Origin of the sequence: Microbulbifer epialgicus (genome assembly GCF_041447265.1) — a bacterium.
GTDB lineage: Bacteria > Pseudomonadota > Gammaproteobacteria > Pseudomonadales > Cellvibrionaceae > Microbulbifer > Microbulbifer epialgicus.
The window spans coordinates 14,810-27,227 of the sequence record NZ_JBGMEK010000059.1; the positions used below are offsets into that span (position 1 = coordinate 14,810).

The 12,418-nt window shown below is 52.2% G+C and carries 14 protein-coding genes and 1 tRNA gene; 11 read left to right on the forward strand and 4 right to left on the reverse strand.

The genetic code is table 11. The features are described from left to right. Positions 1–55 precede the first annotated feature (55 nt). The 11 genes from ACCI49_RS18455 to ACCI49_RS18505 all read left to right on the forward strand — a co-directional run bounded on the left by ACCI49_RS18455 (position 56) and on the right by ACCI49_RS18505 (position 9,924). Positions 56–2,182 carry a TonB-dependent receptor gene (locus ACCI49_RS18455; protein ID WP_371840632.1) on the forward strand — a complete coding sequence of 709 codons (2,127 nt, stop codon included), beginning with the start codon at positions 56–58 and terminating at the stop codon, positions 2,180–2,182. A gap of 176 nt (positions 2,183–2,358) precedes the next feature. Then, entirely contained in the window at positions 2,359–4,509 is a 2,151-nt protein-coding gene (locus ACCI49_RS18460; RefSeq protein ID WP_371840633.1) for an AsmA family protein, read from the forward strand. A gap of 77 nt (positions 4,510–4,586) precedes the next feature. Then, entirely contained in the window at positions 4,587–5,672 is a 1,086-nt protein-coding gene (mutY, locus tag ACCI49_RS18465) for an A/G-specific adenine glycosylase (RefSeq protein ID WP_371840634.1), read from the forward strand. 15 nt (positions 5,673–5,687) lie between these two features. Beyond that, positions 5,688–5,963: an oxidative damage protection protein gene (locus tag ACCI49_RS18470; protein WP_371840635.1), complete on the forward strand. Its 276-nt coding sequence runs from the start codon at positions 5,688–5,690 to the stop codon at positions 5,961–5,963. Between the two features lie 125 nt (positions 5,964–6,088). Continuing rightward, positions 6,089–6,164, forward strand: a tRNA-Phe gene (locus tag ACCI49_RS18475). Between the two features lie 517 nt (positions 6,165–6,681). Continuing rightward, entirely contained in the window at positions 6,682–7,200 is a 519-nt protein-coding gene (locus ACCI49_RS18480; RefSeq protein WP_371840636.1) for a hypothetical protein, read from the forward strand. Continuing rightward, the gene (locus ACCI49_RS18485) at positions 7,197–8,189 is read left to right on the forward strand and encodes a histone deacetylase family protein (protein ID WP_371840637.1); all 993 of its coding nucleotides are present in this window, start codon (positions 7,197–7,199) and stop codon (positions 8,187–8,189) included. Before ACCI49_RS18480 ends, ACCI49_RS18485 begins: the two co-directional genes overlap by 4 nt. A 252-nt stretch (positions 8,190–8,441) precedes the next feature. Further along, positions 8,442–8,651, forward strand: coding sequence for a hypothetical protein (locus ACCI49_RS18490; RefSeq protein ID WP_371840638.1), 210 nt, complete (start codon positions 8,442–8,444; stop codon positions 8,649–8,651). 91 nt (positions 8,652–8,742) lie between these two features. Next, positions 8,743–9,114 carry a transposase gene (locus ACCI49_RS18495; RefSeq protein ID WP_371840639.1) on the forward strand — a complete coding sequence of 124 codons (372 nt, stop codon included), beginning with the start codon at positions 8,743–8,745 and terminating at the stop codon, positions 9,112–9,114. A 356-nt stretch (positions 9,115–9,470) separates the two neighbouring features. Continuing rightward, on the forward strand, positions 9,471–9,644 hold the full coding sequence (locus tag ACCI49_RS18500; protein WP_371840640.1) for a hypothetical protein: 174 nt from the start codon (positions 9,471–9,473) through the stop codon (positions 9,642–9,644). Then, the gene (locus ACCI49_RS18505; RefSeq protein WP_371840641.1) at positions 9,637–9,924 is read left to right on the forward strand and encodes a type II toxin-antitoxin system Phd/YefM family antitoxin; all 288 of its coding nucleotides are present in this window, start codon (positions 9,637–9,639) and stop codon (positions 9,922–9,924) included. The genes ACCI49_RS18500 and ACCI49_RS18505 overlap by 8 nt, the downstream gene beginning before the upstream one ends. Positions 9,925–10,097: 173 nt before the next feature. Here the strand turns inward: ACCI49_RS18505 and ACCI49_RS18510 are convergent, their stop codons facing one another. From ACCI49_RS18510 to ACCI49_RS18525, 4 genes are all read right to left on the reverse strand, one after another. Further along, the gene (locus ACCI49_RS18510) at positions 10,098–10,676 is read right to left on the reverse strand and encodes a hypothetical protein (RefSeq protein ID WP_371840642.1); all 579 of its coding nucleotides are present in this window, start codon (positions 10,674–10,676) and stop codon (positions 10,098–10,100) included. Further along, entirely contained in the window at positions 10,670–11,179 is a 510-nt protein-coding gene (locus tag ACCI49_RS18515; RefSeq protein ID WP_371840643.1) for a hypothetical protein, read from the reverse strand. The genes ACCI49_RS18510 and ACCI49_RS18515 overlap by 7 nt, the downstream gene beginning before the upstream one ends. Before the next feature lie 86 nt (positions 11,180–11,265). After that, a complete protein-coding gene (locus ACCI49_RS18520) occupies positions 11,266–11,685 on the reverse strand; it encodes a hypothetical protein (RefSeq protein ID WP_371840644.1) in 420 nt (139 codons plus the stop codon). A 114-nt stretch (positions 11,686–11,799) separates the two neighbouring features. Next, on the reverse strand, positions 11,800–12,418 hold a 619-nt coding region (locus tag ACCI49_RS18525; RefSeq protein WP_442928495.1), incomplete at its 5' end, for a recombinase family protein.

Consider the following 12,418-nt stretch of genomic DNA (forward strand, 5'->3'; position numbering starts at 1 on the left):
GCCCGCGCCTGTGCGCGTACGGCAGCATCCGCCTGTGACAGGACATAAAAAACTAATGATCAAATTCAACATTTTGGCCCTGGCCATTGCCAGCCTGGCCGCGCCCGCTATTTACGCCGCTGAAAACAACTCGACCCTGGAAGAGGTCAATGTCACCGTCTCGCCGCTGGATAAGCCTGCCGACGCCGTGGCAGCTCCGGTTTCTATTCTCTCCGGGGACGCATTGCGTAAATCCGCCGCGGCAACCCTGGGCCAAACTTTGCAAGACCAACCCGGTGTAGCCAATGCCGCCTTCGGCAGTGGCGTGGGGCTGCCAGTTATTCGCGGCCAGAGTGCCAACCGTGTAAAGATCTTGAGCGATAACCTGGATGTATCCGATGCATCCAACACCAGCGCCGATCACGCCGCCAGTATCGAGCCTCTGCTTGCGGAACGTATCGAAATACTGCGCGGTCCCGCCGCCCTGCGCTATGGTAGCGGGGCCGTGGGAGGGGTGGTTAACATCATCGACGGGCGTATCCCCACTGCCGTGCCAGAGAAGGTAGAGGGCGCAGTTGAGCTGCGTCACAACACTGCCGACAGCCAAGACGCCTCAGTATTTCGTTTCACTGGCGGTGCTGGGCAGCTGGCCTGGTATGTAGACGGGGTTTATCGCGAAAACGACAATACCGAAATCCCGGGCCTGGCCATCGTTGAGCATGAAGAACACGACGAACATGAAGAGCACGCCGGCGAAGAAGGCGAGCACGAGGACGAGGACGAGTTCAACACCGATGGCTTCGTGGGCAATACCAATGCCCGCGCCCACAACTATAGCGGAGGGGTTTCCTGGATCACCGACAGCGGCTTTATTGGCTTTTCAGTAAACCGCCTGGAAAATAACTACGGCACCCCCCTGGGCACTCATAAGCACCACCACGAAGATGAGGACCACGCAGGCGAAGACCACGACGACCACGATGAACATGAGGAGCACGCCGAGGCCGGTGAGGTCAATGCGGTACGCATCGATCTGGTACAAACCCGCTATGACCTGAAAGGCGAGCACCGCTTCGACGGCGATTACTGGGACAAACTGAGCCTGCGAATCGGCTACAACGATTATGAGCATGTGGAGCTGGATGCCGGCAACCCAGGCACCCGCTTCACCAACGAGGCCTGGGAGAGCCGGGTTGAAATAACCCACGATGCCGGCAACGGCTGGCGCGGTGCCTACGGCCTGCAATTAACCGACAAGGACTTTGCCGCAGTTGGAGACGAAGCCTTTATCCAGCCCTCACGCACCCGCAGCACCGGCTTTTTCACCATGAAGGAACGCGAGTGGGGCAACTGGCACCTGGATCTGGGCGCCCGCCTGGAGCGAGTGGATATAGACCCAGAAATTGCCAACGACCGCGATTACAATCTGGTCGGCGCCAGCACCACGCTGCAGTACTTCCTCGCCGAGCACCAGCATCTCAGCTTTGGCGCCACCCACTCCGAACGTGCCCCGGTGGCCGAGGAACTGTTTGCCGATGGCGCGCACTTGGCGGAGTCCCGCTATCTGCTGGGTAACAATGAGCTGGATAAAGAGAGCGGCGTAAACCTGGAGTTGGGTTATCACCACCACAACGAAGCCGCCAGTGGCTGGCACGCTGCGCGCATTGAGGCCAGCGTTTTCTACAACCAGATCGGTGACTATATCTACGCGCAGAACACCGGCGGCGAGGAAGAGGAGTTGCCGGTCTATGCCTATGCCAACCGCGATGCAACTTTCTACGGAGCCGAGGCCTCGGTGACCTTCCCCTTACAGGGCGGCCACTATGTAACCCTGTTTGGCGACATGGTGCGCGCTAGCTTCGATGATGCAATTGCCGGTGAAAGCTCTGATGTACCGCGTATGCCACCGCTTCGGATGGGCGTGGCCCTGGGTGCCGATTACGACCAGTGGGGCTGGGAGTGGCGCACTGTGCAGGCTGCGGACCAGGACCGCGCCGGTGCCTATGAAGAGCCTACCGATGGGTATACTCGCATGGACCTGAGCGCCGAATACAACCTCAATATCGGCGGCAGCAATGCGGTACTCTTTGCTAGCGCACGCAACCTGCTGGACGAGGAAATCCGTAACTCCACCTCGCTGCTGCGCGACTATGCCCCGGCACCCGGCCGCAGCATCGAAGCGGGCGTACGGTTTATTTTCTAAGGCACAACTGCTTCAATGACCCCCGCGGCGCGCCCAGCTCCGCGGGGCTGCATCTCCTACACTTCCCGGATAAGCTCTTTGGAGAAGGGCACGGGAACATCAACCCCCGTCGCGAAGTCTGATGTGTTGATATACACGACAAATCTTCTACGAAATCTATAGGGACAATCCTCTCCATGGCCTGGATCAAGCGCACACTTATCGCTCTACTGGTCGTTTTCCTGCTGCTCGCCGGTGCTGTCGCCTGGCTGCTGGCCGGCCTCGACGTAAACCAGTACAAGCCCCAGCTGGAAAAACTCGCCGCCAAACAGGGCATCGCCCTGCAATTGGAAGGCGATATTGGCTGGCAATTGTGGCCACAAGTCGGCCTGGAACTGCGCGACGTAGCATTGGCACCGCTGCAACTACCTGAGGAAACCCTGGTGCGCGCCGATAAAATTGCAGTGGGTGTCGCCCTCAAACCACTGTTACAGCGCCGTGTGCAAGCCGAGGAAATCGTCCTGGTGGCACCGCAGATTGAGCTCTCTGTGGACAAAGAGGGGCGCGGCAACTGGGAACTGATCAGTGAAGCCTTGGAAGCCCAGAGCAAAGAACCACCCAAGCTGGAGATCCCCAAGGAAACCGAGGAGTCCAGCCAGCAACAGGTGCAACTCAGTCTCGACAAGCTTCGTATTCAAAACGGTCTGGTGTCCTACACTGATGCCCGCACCAACAAAGCCTACAAGGTGGAAGATCTGCGTGTGACCGCCGACAACCTGGTGCCAGGCGGCGAACCGGGGCATCTCAGCGCCGATGCCAGTATGAGTGGCAGCGACCTACGCTATCCCCTCAACCTGAAGCTGGACAGTACCCTGGCTCTGGATGAAGGTCTCAACGGCCTCCGCCTGCAGCCCCTGCAGCTGACCTTTACCGCGGACAACAACGCCAAAGCTACTGTACACCTGCGCGGCTATGTGCGCCGTGACAACAGTAACCAACCCTGGCGTGTACAGATGAACCTCAATGCCAGCGCCGACCCCTTGCGCCCCTGGCTTGATCTGACCGGCACTCAAGTAGTTACCCGTAATAGTGCTGTACTGCAGAAGCTGAATATCGAAACCAGCCTGGAGGGCACCGAACAAAAACTGGACCTTACCCCTCTACAGCTACAACTCGACAGCACCACTTTCAGCGGCAGCGCTCAACTTCGTAACGCGGAAATGCCCGGACTGGACCTAAGTCTCCGCGGCGGTGCCTTCAATCTGGATAGCTATTTACCCCCAGCTGAAGAGAAGGAAGGTGAATCGGCGACCTCTGCCGAAGCCGCTGCACAGAGCAAGCCAGCGGAACAAACCCCAACTTCTGCCGAAACCATCAGCGCCCAGCAAATCCAAAAGCAATCCAAGCCCAAGGCTAGCGAGCAGCAGGAAACGGCCCAACAAGTACCCCCAGAACCCCTGCCCCTCAGCGCCCTGCGCGGCTTTACCGCCAATATCAGCTTGGCTCTGGACCAATTACAGGCCGCGGACCTGCAATTGGACAGCCCCGAAATACAACTCACTGTGGATAACGGCCTCTATCAGCTGCAAAAGCTCAGCGCCGACATCTATGGCGGGCAGCTCAATAGCAATGGCCAGCTCAACGCCCGCGCCCAAACGGCAGAAGGCCAGGTACGCGGTGGTCTCAGCAATGTGGATATCGGCAAGGTGCAGAAAGCACTGTTCCCCAGTGAGAAAGTACAGGTAGCTGGTGAGGCCAGTGTAAACTGGGATGGTCGAACCAAGGGCAAAACGTCCGTAGACCTGCAAAAAAACCTGGTCGCTGCCGTTAATATTTCCAGCAAGGAGCTTTCCATAGCGCCTTTCAACCTGGAAAAGAGCATGTGCCAACTGTTCAGCTATGCGGAAAACACTCCCCTGCCAGACAGGGACTGGCCCGCCCAGACCGGCCTGCAGGATGTGCGCGCCACCATTGCCGTAAAGGGAGATGACGTGAAGGTGACCGAAATTCTCGCCGGTATCGAGAATATCGCCATGACCGGCGATGGCGAGATAGACCTGAAGAAACAGGACTTCGACTTCGCCCTCGGCCTCGCCCTGGTTGGCGAAAGCACATCCGCCGACGGCTGTACCGTGAAGAACAAACGCTGGCGCAACCGTCCGCTGCCTTTGCGCTGTAAAGGCGACTTTGACGATGTGGGCCCAGGCACCTGTAAACCCGACAGCCGCCGTCTCGATGATTTGGTGCGTGAGGAACTGAAACACAAAGCCAAGAAAAAATATGGCGATAAAGTGGAAGAAAAGGTCGACGAACTGAAAGAAAAATTGAAAAATCTCTTCGGCCGTTGATCAAAGTCGCACCGGGCCCCGCCCGGTGCACAATTCTGGCCCCAAAATCTCACTCTACCCAACCTCGCAGTACCTCCATGACCCCAAAGCAGTTCCAGAGTGCCGTTCTCAAGTGGTTCGATAAACATGGGCGCAAAGACCTACCCTGGCAGCAAGATATCAACCCCTACCGCGTGTGGGTTTCAGAGATCATGCTGCAACAAACCCAGGTAAGTGCGGTTATCCCTTACTTCGAACGCTTTATGCACAGCTTTCCTACCCTGGAGAGCCTCGCCCGCGCCCCCCTGGATAAGGTGCTGGCCCACTGGAGTGGCCTCGGCTATTACGCCCGCGCACGTAACCTGCACAAATGTGCGCAAATGGTTTGGGAAGAATTCGGGGGAGAATTTCCACAGGATGTAGAAGCTCTCACTGAACTGAGCGGCATCGGCCGCTCCACCGCCGGCGCCATTGCCAGTATCAGCATGGGACTCAGGGCACCGATCCTGGACGGCAATGTAAAACGGGTGCTAGCCCGCTTCCACGCCGTGGAAGGCTGGCCAGGACAGACCTCTGTAGCCAACAAATTGTGGGAACTGGCCGAGACCTATACCCCGAAGAAGCGCGTCAACGACTACACCCAGGTGATGATGGATCTGGGTGCCACCCTCTGCACCCGCACCAAGCCCAACTGCAACGACTGCCCATTAAAGAAGTCTTGCATGGCCCACGCCCAGGGCAACCCGCAGGATTACCCCGGCAAGAAGCCGCGCAAGGAAAAACCGGTGCGCAGTGCCACCATGCTACTGCTGGAATACGAAGACGAGATTTACCTGGAGCAGCGCCCCGCTACCGGAATCTGGGGCGGCCTCTGGTGCCCACCCCAGGCAGAAGATCCAAAGACCTGGCTCAAGCAACAGCGCTGGCATGCCAGTACAATACAAACGCTGCCAATACTGCGGCATACTTTCACCCACTTTCACCTGGATATTTCCCCGGTATGGGTACAGCTCGACAAAGTCCCCGCACAGGTAGCCGAGAGCGGCGCCGGCTGGTATAAACTGCGGCGTCTAAACCGCGCCCGCGCGGCTCAGGAACTGGGGCTACCCGCCCCGATCATAAAGCTGGCAAAACAATTACTGGCGCTGCAGGCGCCGCTGCTAGCCCCAACTACGGCCGACTAAAACCAGGAGGAGTCCATGTCCAGAACCGTATTCTGCCGCAAGTACCAAGAGGAGTTGGAAGGCCTGGACGCACCACCCTTTCCCGGCCCAAAAGGCGTGGATATCTTCGAGCACGTATCCAAAAAAGCCTGGCAGGAATGGATGTCACACCAAACCATGCTGATCAACGAAAAGCACCTCAATATGATGGAGCCCTCCAGCCGCGCCTATCTGAGCGAGCAGATGATGAAGTTCCTGAGTGGCGAAGAGTACGACGCAGCTGACGGCTACATCCCCCCGGAACAACAGTAACCGAGCCGTGTTTAAAGCCCCCGCGAAAGAAAAAAAACTTTTTACAATCAAGGGGTTGACTCGTGCACGAGGAACGGCTTTAATACGCGCCTCGCGACGCAGGGGAAGCCCAGCAAGATCGCAAAGCCCGGATAGCTCAGTCGGTAGAGCAGGGGATTGAAAATCCCCGTGTCGGTGGTTCGATTCCGCCTCCGGGCACCATATTCAAACCCGCGTAAGCACTCGCTTTCGCGGGTTTTTTAATTCTACCCCATCTAAAAGTTTGGCGCCTAAACACTCCAAAGTGTCAACATTGTGTCAACGCAAAATCACGTTGACACTTTGCCGCTATATCAGCTTTCCAGCTGTGAAAGATTTCTTCACTTCTCTTCAAAACTCTTCATTCTGTGAAATCCCAAATAGCCCTAGAGCCCGCACCAGCTCAGGCCAAGGCCGCCAGTTTCATTTCATCAACTAAAAGAACGCCAAAAACCGGCAGGCGTGGGGAAGAGTGACCGGCGGCAATTTTTGCTGTTCGAAAAATATGCAGACAATCTTTGTAACTCAGAAAATTACGGTTTTTTAAAGTGTTTTATCCTGAAATATCTTCGTGGTAGCTTTAAGAAACTGCCGCAAGCTTGTGAACATATTTGAAATCTTGAGACAGTGAATCAATTACATACGTAGGGCTAGCCACTTACCTCGTTAATTAAAAAATCACCAATAACAAATGCCCAGTATGGATAGGGCAAAGAAACAAGTAACAATTGGTATAAAGGAGACCATTTTGTTAAAAGTTCACGTTTGGCCACCCCATGGCAATATGGTTGGGCACGCCTCATTATCTTTTGAGGGTAACTATGTCAGCTTTTGGCCAGAAGATGGAGCAGGCAAAAAGGATTTAAAAATCAAAACTAGCCAGCCTGGGCAATTCATGAATGCACTTCATGAAGATATTCAGGCGGAAGGAAATCGCCAGCCAATAACAGTGACAATTCCAAATATTAATGCGGAAGCCCTGGAGGATTTTATTCTTAATCTTCAAAGGAATACCCCAAGATATCAGTTAGCACGATATAATTGCTCTAATGTTGTCGCTGAATGTTTAAAGATCGCCTGTGGAAGAGAGCCGAGCTTTTATCCGACAGCTCAGGAGTACAGCAAGCTTGGTAAATTTATAGGGCGTGGCATTTGGACCCCAAATCAAATTTTGCAATTTGCCCGAGAATTGGCAGCAGAAGGGGCTGCAACAGTATGAATGTGATTTACAGTCATAACTTTAATATCAGACTAGGGCTAGTCAGCTATCTGCATCCGTTTGATGGAATGAAATTTCAAAAGATATTTAATGCCCTAAAAGGTAATCCTAAGATTAATTTCATAGAACCCGCAGAACCAATCAGCATGGATTTAATAGACACTTTTCTTTCCAGCATGATGCGTAAAAAAGTGAGAGATCCTGTGTTTATATTTAGGGCTCTAGAAGTACCCAAGATCCCCTTCATTAGTTTTTCCTTCCTAAATAAGAGAGTGCTTTCCCCCATGCGCTGGGGTGTAGCAGGAACCATGCTAGGTGCGAAACGTGCACTTAATGACGGTGGCTTCTACTGGAATCTATCTGGAGGATACCATCACGCCATGCAGCAGAATATGGAGGGATTCTGTATCTACAACGATATTGGGATCTGTCATCAACAATTAATAAAGAACGGCTTACTAAAACCGGAAGACAAAGTATTGATAATAGATACAGATGCTCACCATGGTAACGGCAACGCTTACACATTTATGGAGAATAAAAGCGTAACGATTTTAGATATCTACAATGCCGGTATTTATCCCACCTCGAGTTATACACGCGATCGAGTAAATATTTCTGCTCCCTTAATGCCGGGAACAGAAGGTCGGGAATACTTAGATCAATATAAAGATGCACTGGAAACGTTAGATGATGACTATAAGCTAGCTTTTGTGGTTTCCGGCACCGACACCCTAAATAGCGATAGGTTGGGGGGTCTTTGCTTAACTATTGAAGATATAGCAGAGAGAGAAAGGCTGACTTTAAGAGCCCTTAGTGAACGATGCGTACCCGCCGTTATGCTTGGTGGTGGTGGCTACTCTAAGGAAAGTGCCAAAGCCGTTATTGAAGCGATCTCCAAATGCACAGATTTTGCGGCGCCCAAGCGTCAAAAAGAAACTGAGAGTAAGCAGGACCGTGAACAAAATAATCTTCAATCCTCCGCATAATAAAGCCCAGAAGTAATTTCCCAAAGTGAAATTTATCAAAGCGAACTGATTCTGGACACCCATAAAAGTCATAGTTATAAACGCCAAGGATATTTACGCAATTAAAATTTCTGGATCAAATGCTGTAAGTAAATACAGACAATATAGAAGCAATGCCCCCTGCTACGTAGCGCCCAGGTTTCTCTAGATGCCAGACCCTATTACCATTGCCTCACTCGCTGTGTGCGCAGAGCATTTCTGTATGGTAGAGAGATGGAATCTGGTAATGACTATAAACATCACCGTGAGAGGATTGAGTCTCGGATGCATAAGCTGGCTGGAATATTTGCGCTAGATATCGCTGCGTATGCAGTAATGAGCAATCACTACCATATCGTACTCTATATCGACAAAGTGGCAGCTCATGAACTAGCTGGATTCCTAAGTGATTCTCCGCTGGCAAGAGCAATTCAAAGCTCCTAATTTAGCCTAACGTTTCATTCAGGGCGTCTCACTTGACCACAGTAAAAAAGAAAAACTAAGAGAGTTGCACAGCCTGTGGCGAGAACGATTAATGGATATCAGCCAGTTTACGCGTTGGTTAAACGAGTCTATTGCTCGTCAGGCCAATGCAGAAGACAATTGCACAGGTCGCTTCTGGGAAGGTCGCTTTAAATCCCAGGCTTTATTGGATGAGAGGGCCCTTGCCGCCTGTATGGCCTATGTCGATCTCAACCCTATCCACGCCAATATCACAAAAACTCCAGAAGATTCTGATCACACTTCCATTCAACAGCGTATTCGCACTCTGATCTCAGGAGAGCAACCCAAAGCCCTGCTATCGCTTGTGGACGGTGAACGTCTTCATATGCCAACAGAGTTACCCTTTCAATTGGACCATTATTTGGAGCTTGTGGACTGGATTGGTCGACATTTAGATCCCTGAAAGCGCGGTGCTATATCTGAAAATACTTCCCCTGTCCTCGAACAACTGAGTATCTCATCAATGCACTGGCTTTATCTAAACCGAAATTTTGAAAGTCGCTTTACATTTGGTTGGGTCAGCAGAAGGGGGGCGACAGGCCTGCATCAGCTCGATAAATGCTGGGTACACGGCATAGGTGACTGCCGGCGCTACCTTTCTGCAACGCCCTACTAATTCCACCCCCTTACTACCATCATTCCTCTCAGCTTTTTTTTACCTAAAACCACAATTTTCGAATCCAAAGCTGAATTCTTGATTCTTTCAGTACATCTTAGTGTCAAGTTAAGAAAAAAATAGCCACCAGGGAGGGCCTGCGCGTGAGCTTGATGAATTTAATGATATTTTTGTTGGTGGCTGTGGGAGTGGTGTTGCTGCTGCAGCTGATACTGGTGGGGGCTTTGTTGTGGCATCGCTATGGCCCCAAGCTGTTACTGATAAATTACACGATTAGCGGCGGCGAGGTCTGTCATGCTCCAGAAAGTAATGTGTGATTACACGACCCCAATTAGCCAGTTTAAGGCCAATCCCAACGCGGCGATGCAAGAGGCGCAGGGCCAGCCTGTAGCGGTTGCAGCACACAACCGAGTACAATTTTACGCGGTTCCTGCCGACCTTTATGAACAAATGGTGGAGTTTTGCGAATATGCCCAGCGCGGTACATCCGAGCTGAAACACGGCGTTGCACGCTTTACCGGGTCGGCTGAAAAAAGCGTAGAGGAATCAGCCGAGTCTATGCCAAGCGCCTGGCGGAGCTGGGTGATTCTGATTTAGGGGATTTTACGGAGGAAAGTTAGTACGCTAAGCGAGTTTCCCCGCGCTCTTCAATGAATTAGCCAGCTCTCTCTCGCTACTGTGCTTTATCCACAGAACTTGGGGACAAAGCTGTGGGCGATTTCGCCCGGGTTTGTTGCCGCGCGCCTTTCTCTAGGTTGGCGGATTTGTGCTCAATCCTCAGCCTCTCCTTTGACTATTTTCTGCTCTGTTCCATCTGGCAATTTTTTGGTTGTTACAGTACGGCCTTGTTCATCTTCGCTCACGACCTCACAGCCGGCATTTAACGATTCCTGCCGGGCTTCTTGTCCAGCTTTGCGGGCGATATCTGCAATTTCAGCCGTCGATACATCGCTGAAGTCTCTAAGCTTGTTGGGCTTTATTAGAGACTTGGCAAACTGCCTCTCTTGTTCGGTAGCGGAAAACAACTTCAAATAGTCGGAGTCCACACTGCCGATATCTGCCTCTTTGACTTCTCTTACATAGGCTCGGATCGACTCTTGTGCCCTGCGTAGACTCTCTGCACTTGGCGGCTTGAATTGATCATATATTTCTTCAACCGCTTTGATGTTGTCTTCACGACTCAAATCAGGATCAAAGTATGTTCCCAAAATCGAGTGGAGTGCGACGTTGACCTCTTCGGCAGTCAGTGCCGGCTTGTCGCCATCATCAGAAAAGGGATCAATCAGGACACGTGCGGCCAAGTCTTCAGGAAACTCGATAAGCTCCCCGGTTTCAATCCGAATCAGCATAGGATCACCTCCAATTGTTTGGCCAGTTCCCGCTCAAAAAACTCAAGCTGAGGATAGCTTGAGTAGTCGTGCTCACTCATAGTCCAGCCGAGGCCGCCGTCCACCTCAAACCGGGTTAGATGCTTGAGCTTGCTTTTAACATCCTTGTGCATCAAAAGGGCCTTAGCCTGATACATCTCTTTTTTTCTGGCCGCTCCACCCTTTCGCCGCGCTTCCAGGCCTTCTGTTTGCAGATAAAAGCCAAAAATTGAGATCTGATCAAGGTCGGGCAGAATCATTTTAATGGCGGTTTGCGCGACGATTCGCCCTAGGCCAAAGGGGTGCACTCTTGCAACTTTGGCAGAGTCTGTGCTGTTGGATTGATCATAGAATTTCAGCCCCACAACATAGCCGTCGATGCCGTCGATATTGTGATAACTGATTTCTACAATGAAAAATGTGCCGCTGTATGGAACCCGTTCCGTCTTTGACTTCACTTGGTTGAGCTGGGGGTGTCCCGCCATAGTCTTCTTCCTTGAAATACAATCGAAATCCCTGTCGATTGCGGCGAAGAATATATTGGGAGTAATGGATTATCAACGTCGGCCACTCACCAGTCGCCCCTGTCCTCCCTATCAAAGACCCATTTAATGACGGGGGATAGTGCAGCGAGACCGATGATGATAACGGTCTGCCAGAGGGCTGTGGTGTACCATAAAGGCTCTGGCCCGACAGAGTAATCTAGAGATGCGAAGGGTAAGTGCTTCATTCCGTATTCATCAATCGCCGGAATAAAGGCCCAAAAGTTGACTGCAAAGATTAGGCTCCACCATCGATCGAAAGATCGAGGAATGAATTTATAAAAGACGAATAGGGCGCCATTACCCAATATGGCTTGAATGCCCACTTGAGCAACAGTATTCATGGATAACCCTGTGCTCTGGCTGATGTTCCAAACCCCACGAAATATAACCGCGGCGGCAATAATAAATAATAATACGAGGAAACCATTAGAGTTATTGTTGGACATCTCAGTAATCTCCTTTATTGTTCCATCACATAATCTCCCGGTTTTCTGAATTGCAAAGCCCTTAAGGTTAGATTTGAGTGGCGACTCACAAAATATTTGGCTTTTAGTGGCTCTCTACTCCTCTGCCAGCTCCCGCTTCCTATATTCGGCCTGTATACGGCACACCTGTGATTTGCTGTAGCCGGTGGCCCTGGCGGTTTCATTAATGCTTAGGCCCTTTTCTTCGCGAAAATATTTAACCTGCTTGTGGCGGTCCAAATCTGCCGGCCGCCCCTGATACTTACCCTCTAATTTTGCTTTGGCGATGCCCTGCTGTTGGCGAGTCCTCATTGCTTCGTAGTCCTTCCTGGCCATCGCCGCCATCAGGTCAATGAGCATGTTGTTAATTGCGGACAGCACGGTTTCAATGATCTGGTCCCCATTGGTAGACCGCCCCTGATCCAGTGCCATATAGGAGGTGGGGACATCCAGGCTAACAATCCTAAGCTTCTTGCTCTTGATCTGACCCTTCAATACATCCCACCCGTCACTGGTCAGCCTGGTTAGCCGGTCGATCTGCTCGACAAGCAGTACATCGCCGGGGTGGCTGTCGCGCAGCAGTCGGTCAAGCTCTGGCCGATGCAGTGAGGCGCCGCTTTGGTTTTCCACGTAGTAGGAGGCAATGCGCAGTTGCACTACCTGTTCCGACAAGTTGCCGAAGCTGTCGTAGCTGTAGGCAATACCCTGGTGGTTT

Bases quoted from the DNA above. Each gene is read 5' to 3' on its own strand.
- ACCI49_RS18455 (WP_371840632.1), top strand. From the start codon at position 56: ATGATCAAATTCAACATTTTGGCCCTGGCCATTGCCAGCCTGGCCGCG.
- ACCI49_RS18460 (WP_371840633.1), top strand. From the start codon at position 2,359: ATGGCCTGGATCAAGCGCACACTTATCGCTCTACTGGTCGTTTTCCTG.
- mutY (WP_371840634.1), top strand. From the start codon at position 4,587: ATGACCCCAAAGCAGTTCCAGAGTGCCGTTCTCAAGTGGTTCGATAAA.
- ACCI49_RS18470 (WP_371840635.1), top strand. From the start codon at position 5,688: ATGTCCAGAACCGTATTCTGCCGCAAGTACCAAGAGGAGTTGGAAGGC.
- ACCI49_RS18480 (WP_371840636.1), top strand. From the start codon at position 6,682: ATGGATAGGGCAAAGAAACAAGTAACAATTGGTATAAAGGAGACCATT.
- ACCI49_RS18485 (WP_371840637.1), top strand. From the start codon at position 7,197: ATGAATGTGATTTACAGTCATAACTTTAATATCAGACTAGGGCTAGTC.
- ACCI49_RS18490 (WP_371840638.1), top strand. From the start codon at position 8,442: ATGGAATCTGGTAATGACTATAAACATCACCGTGAGAGGATTGAGTCT.
- ACCI49_RS18495 (WP_371840639.1), top strand. From the start codon at position 8,743: ATGGATATCAGCCAGTTTACGCGTTGGTTAAACGAGTCTATTGCTCGT.
- ACCI49_RS18505 (WP_371840641.1), top strand. From the start codon at position 9,637: ATGTGTGATTACACGACCCCAATTAGCCAGTTTAAGGCCAATCCCAAC.
- ACCI49_RS18510 (WP_371840642.1), bottom strand. From the start codon at position 10,676: ATGCTGATTCGGATTGAAACCGGGGAGCTTATCGAGTTTCCTGAAGAC.
- ACCI49_RS18515 (WP_371840643.1), bottom strand. From the start codon at position 11,179: ATGGCGGGACACCCCCAGCTCAACCAAGTGAAGTCAAAGACGGAACGG.
- ACCI49_RS18520 (WP_371840644.1), bottom strand. From the start codon at position 11,685: ATGTCCAACAATAACTCTAATGGTTTCCTCGTATTATTATTTATTATT.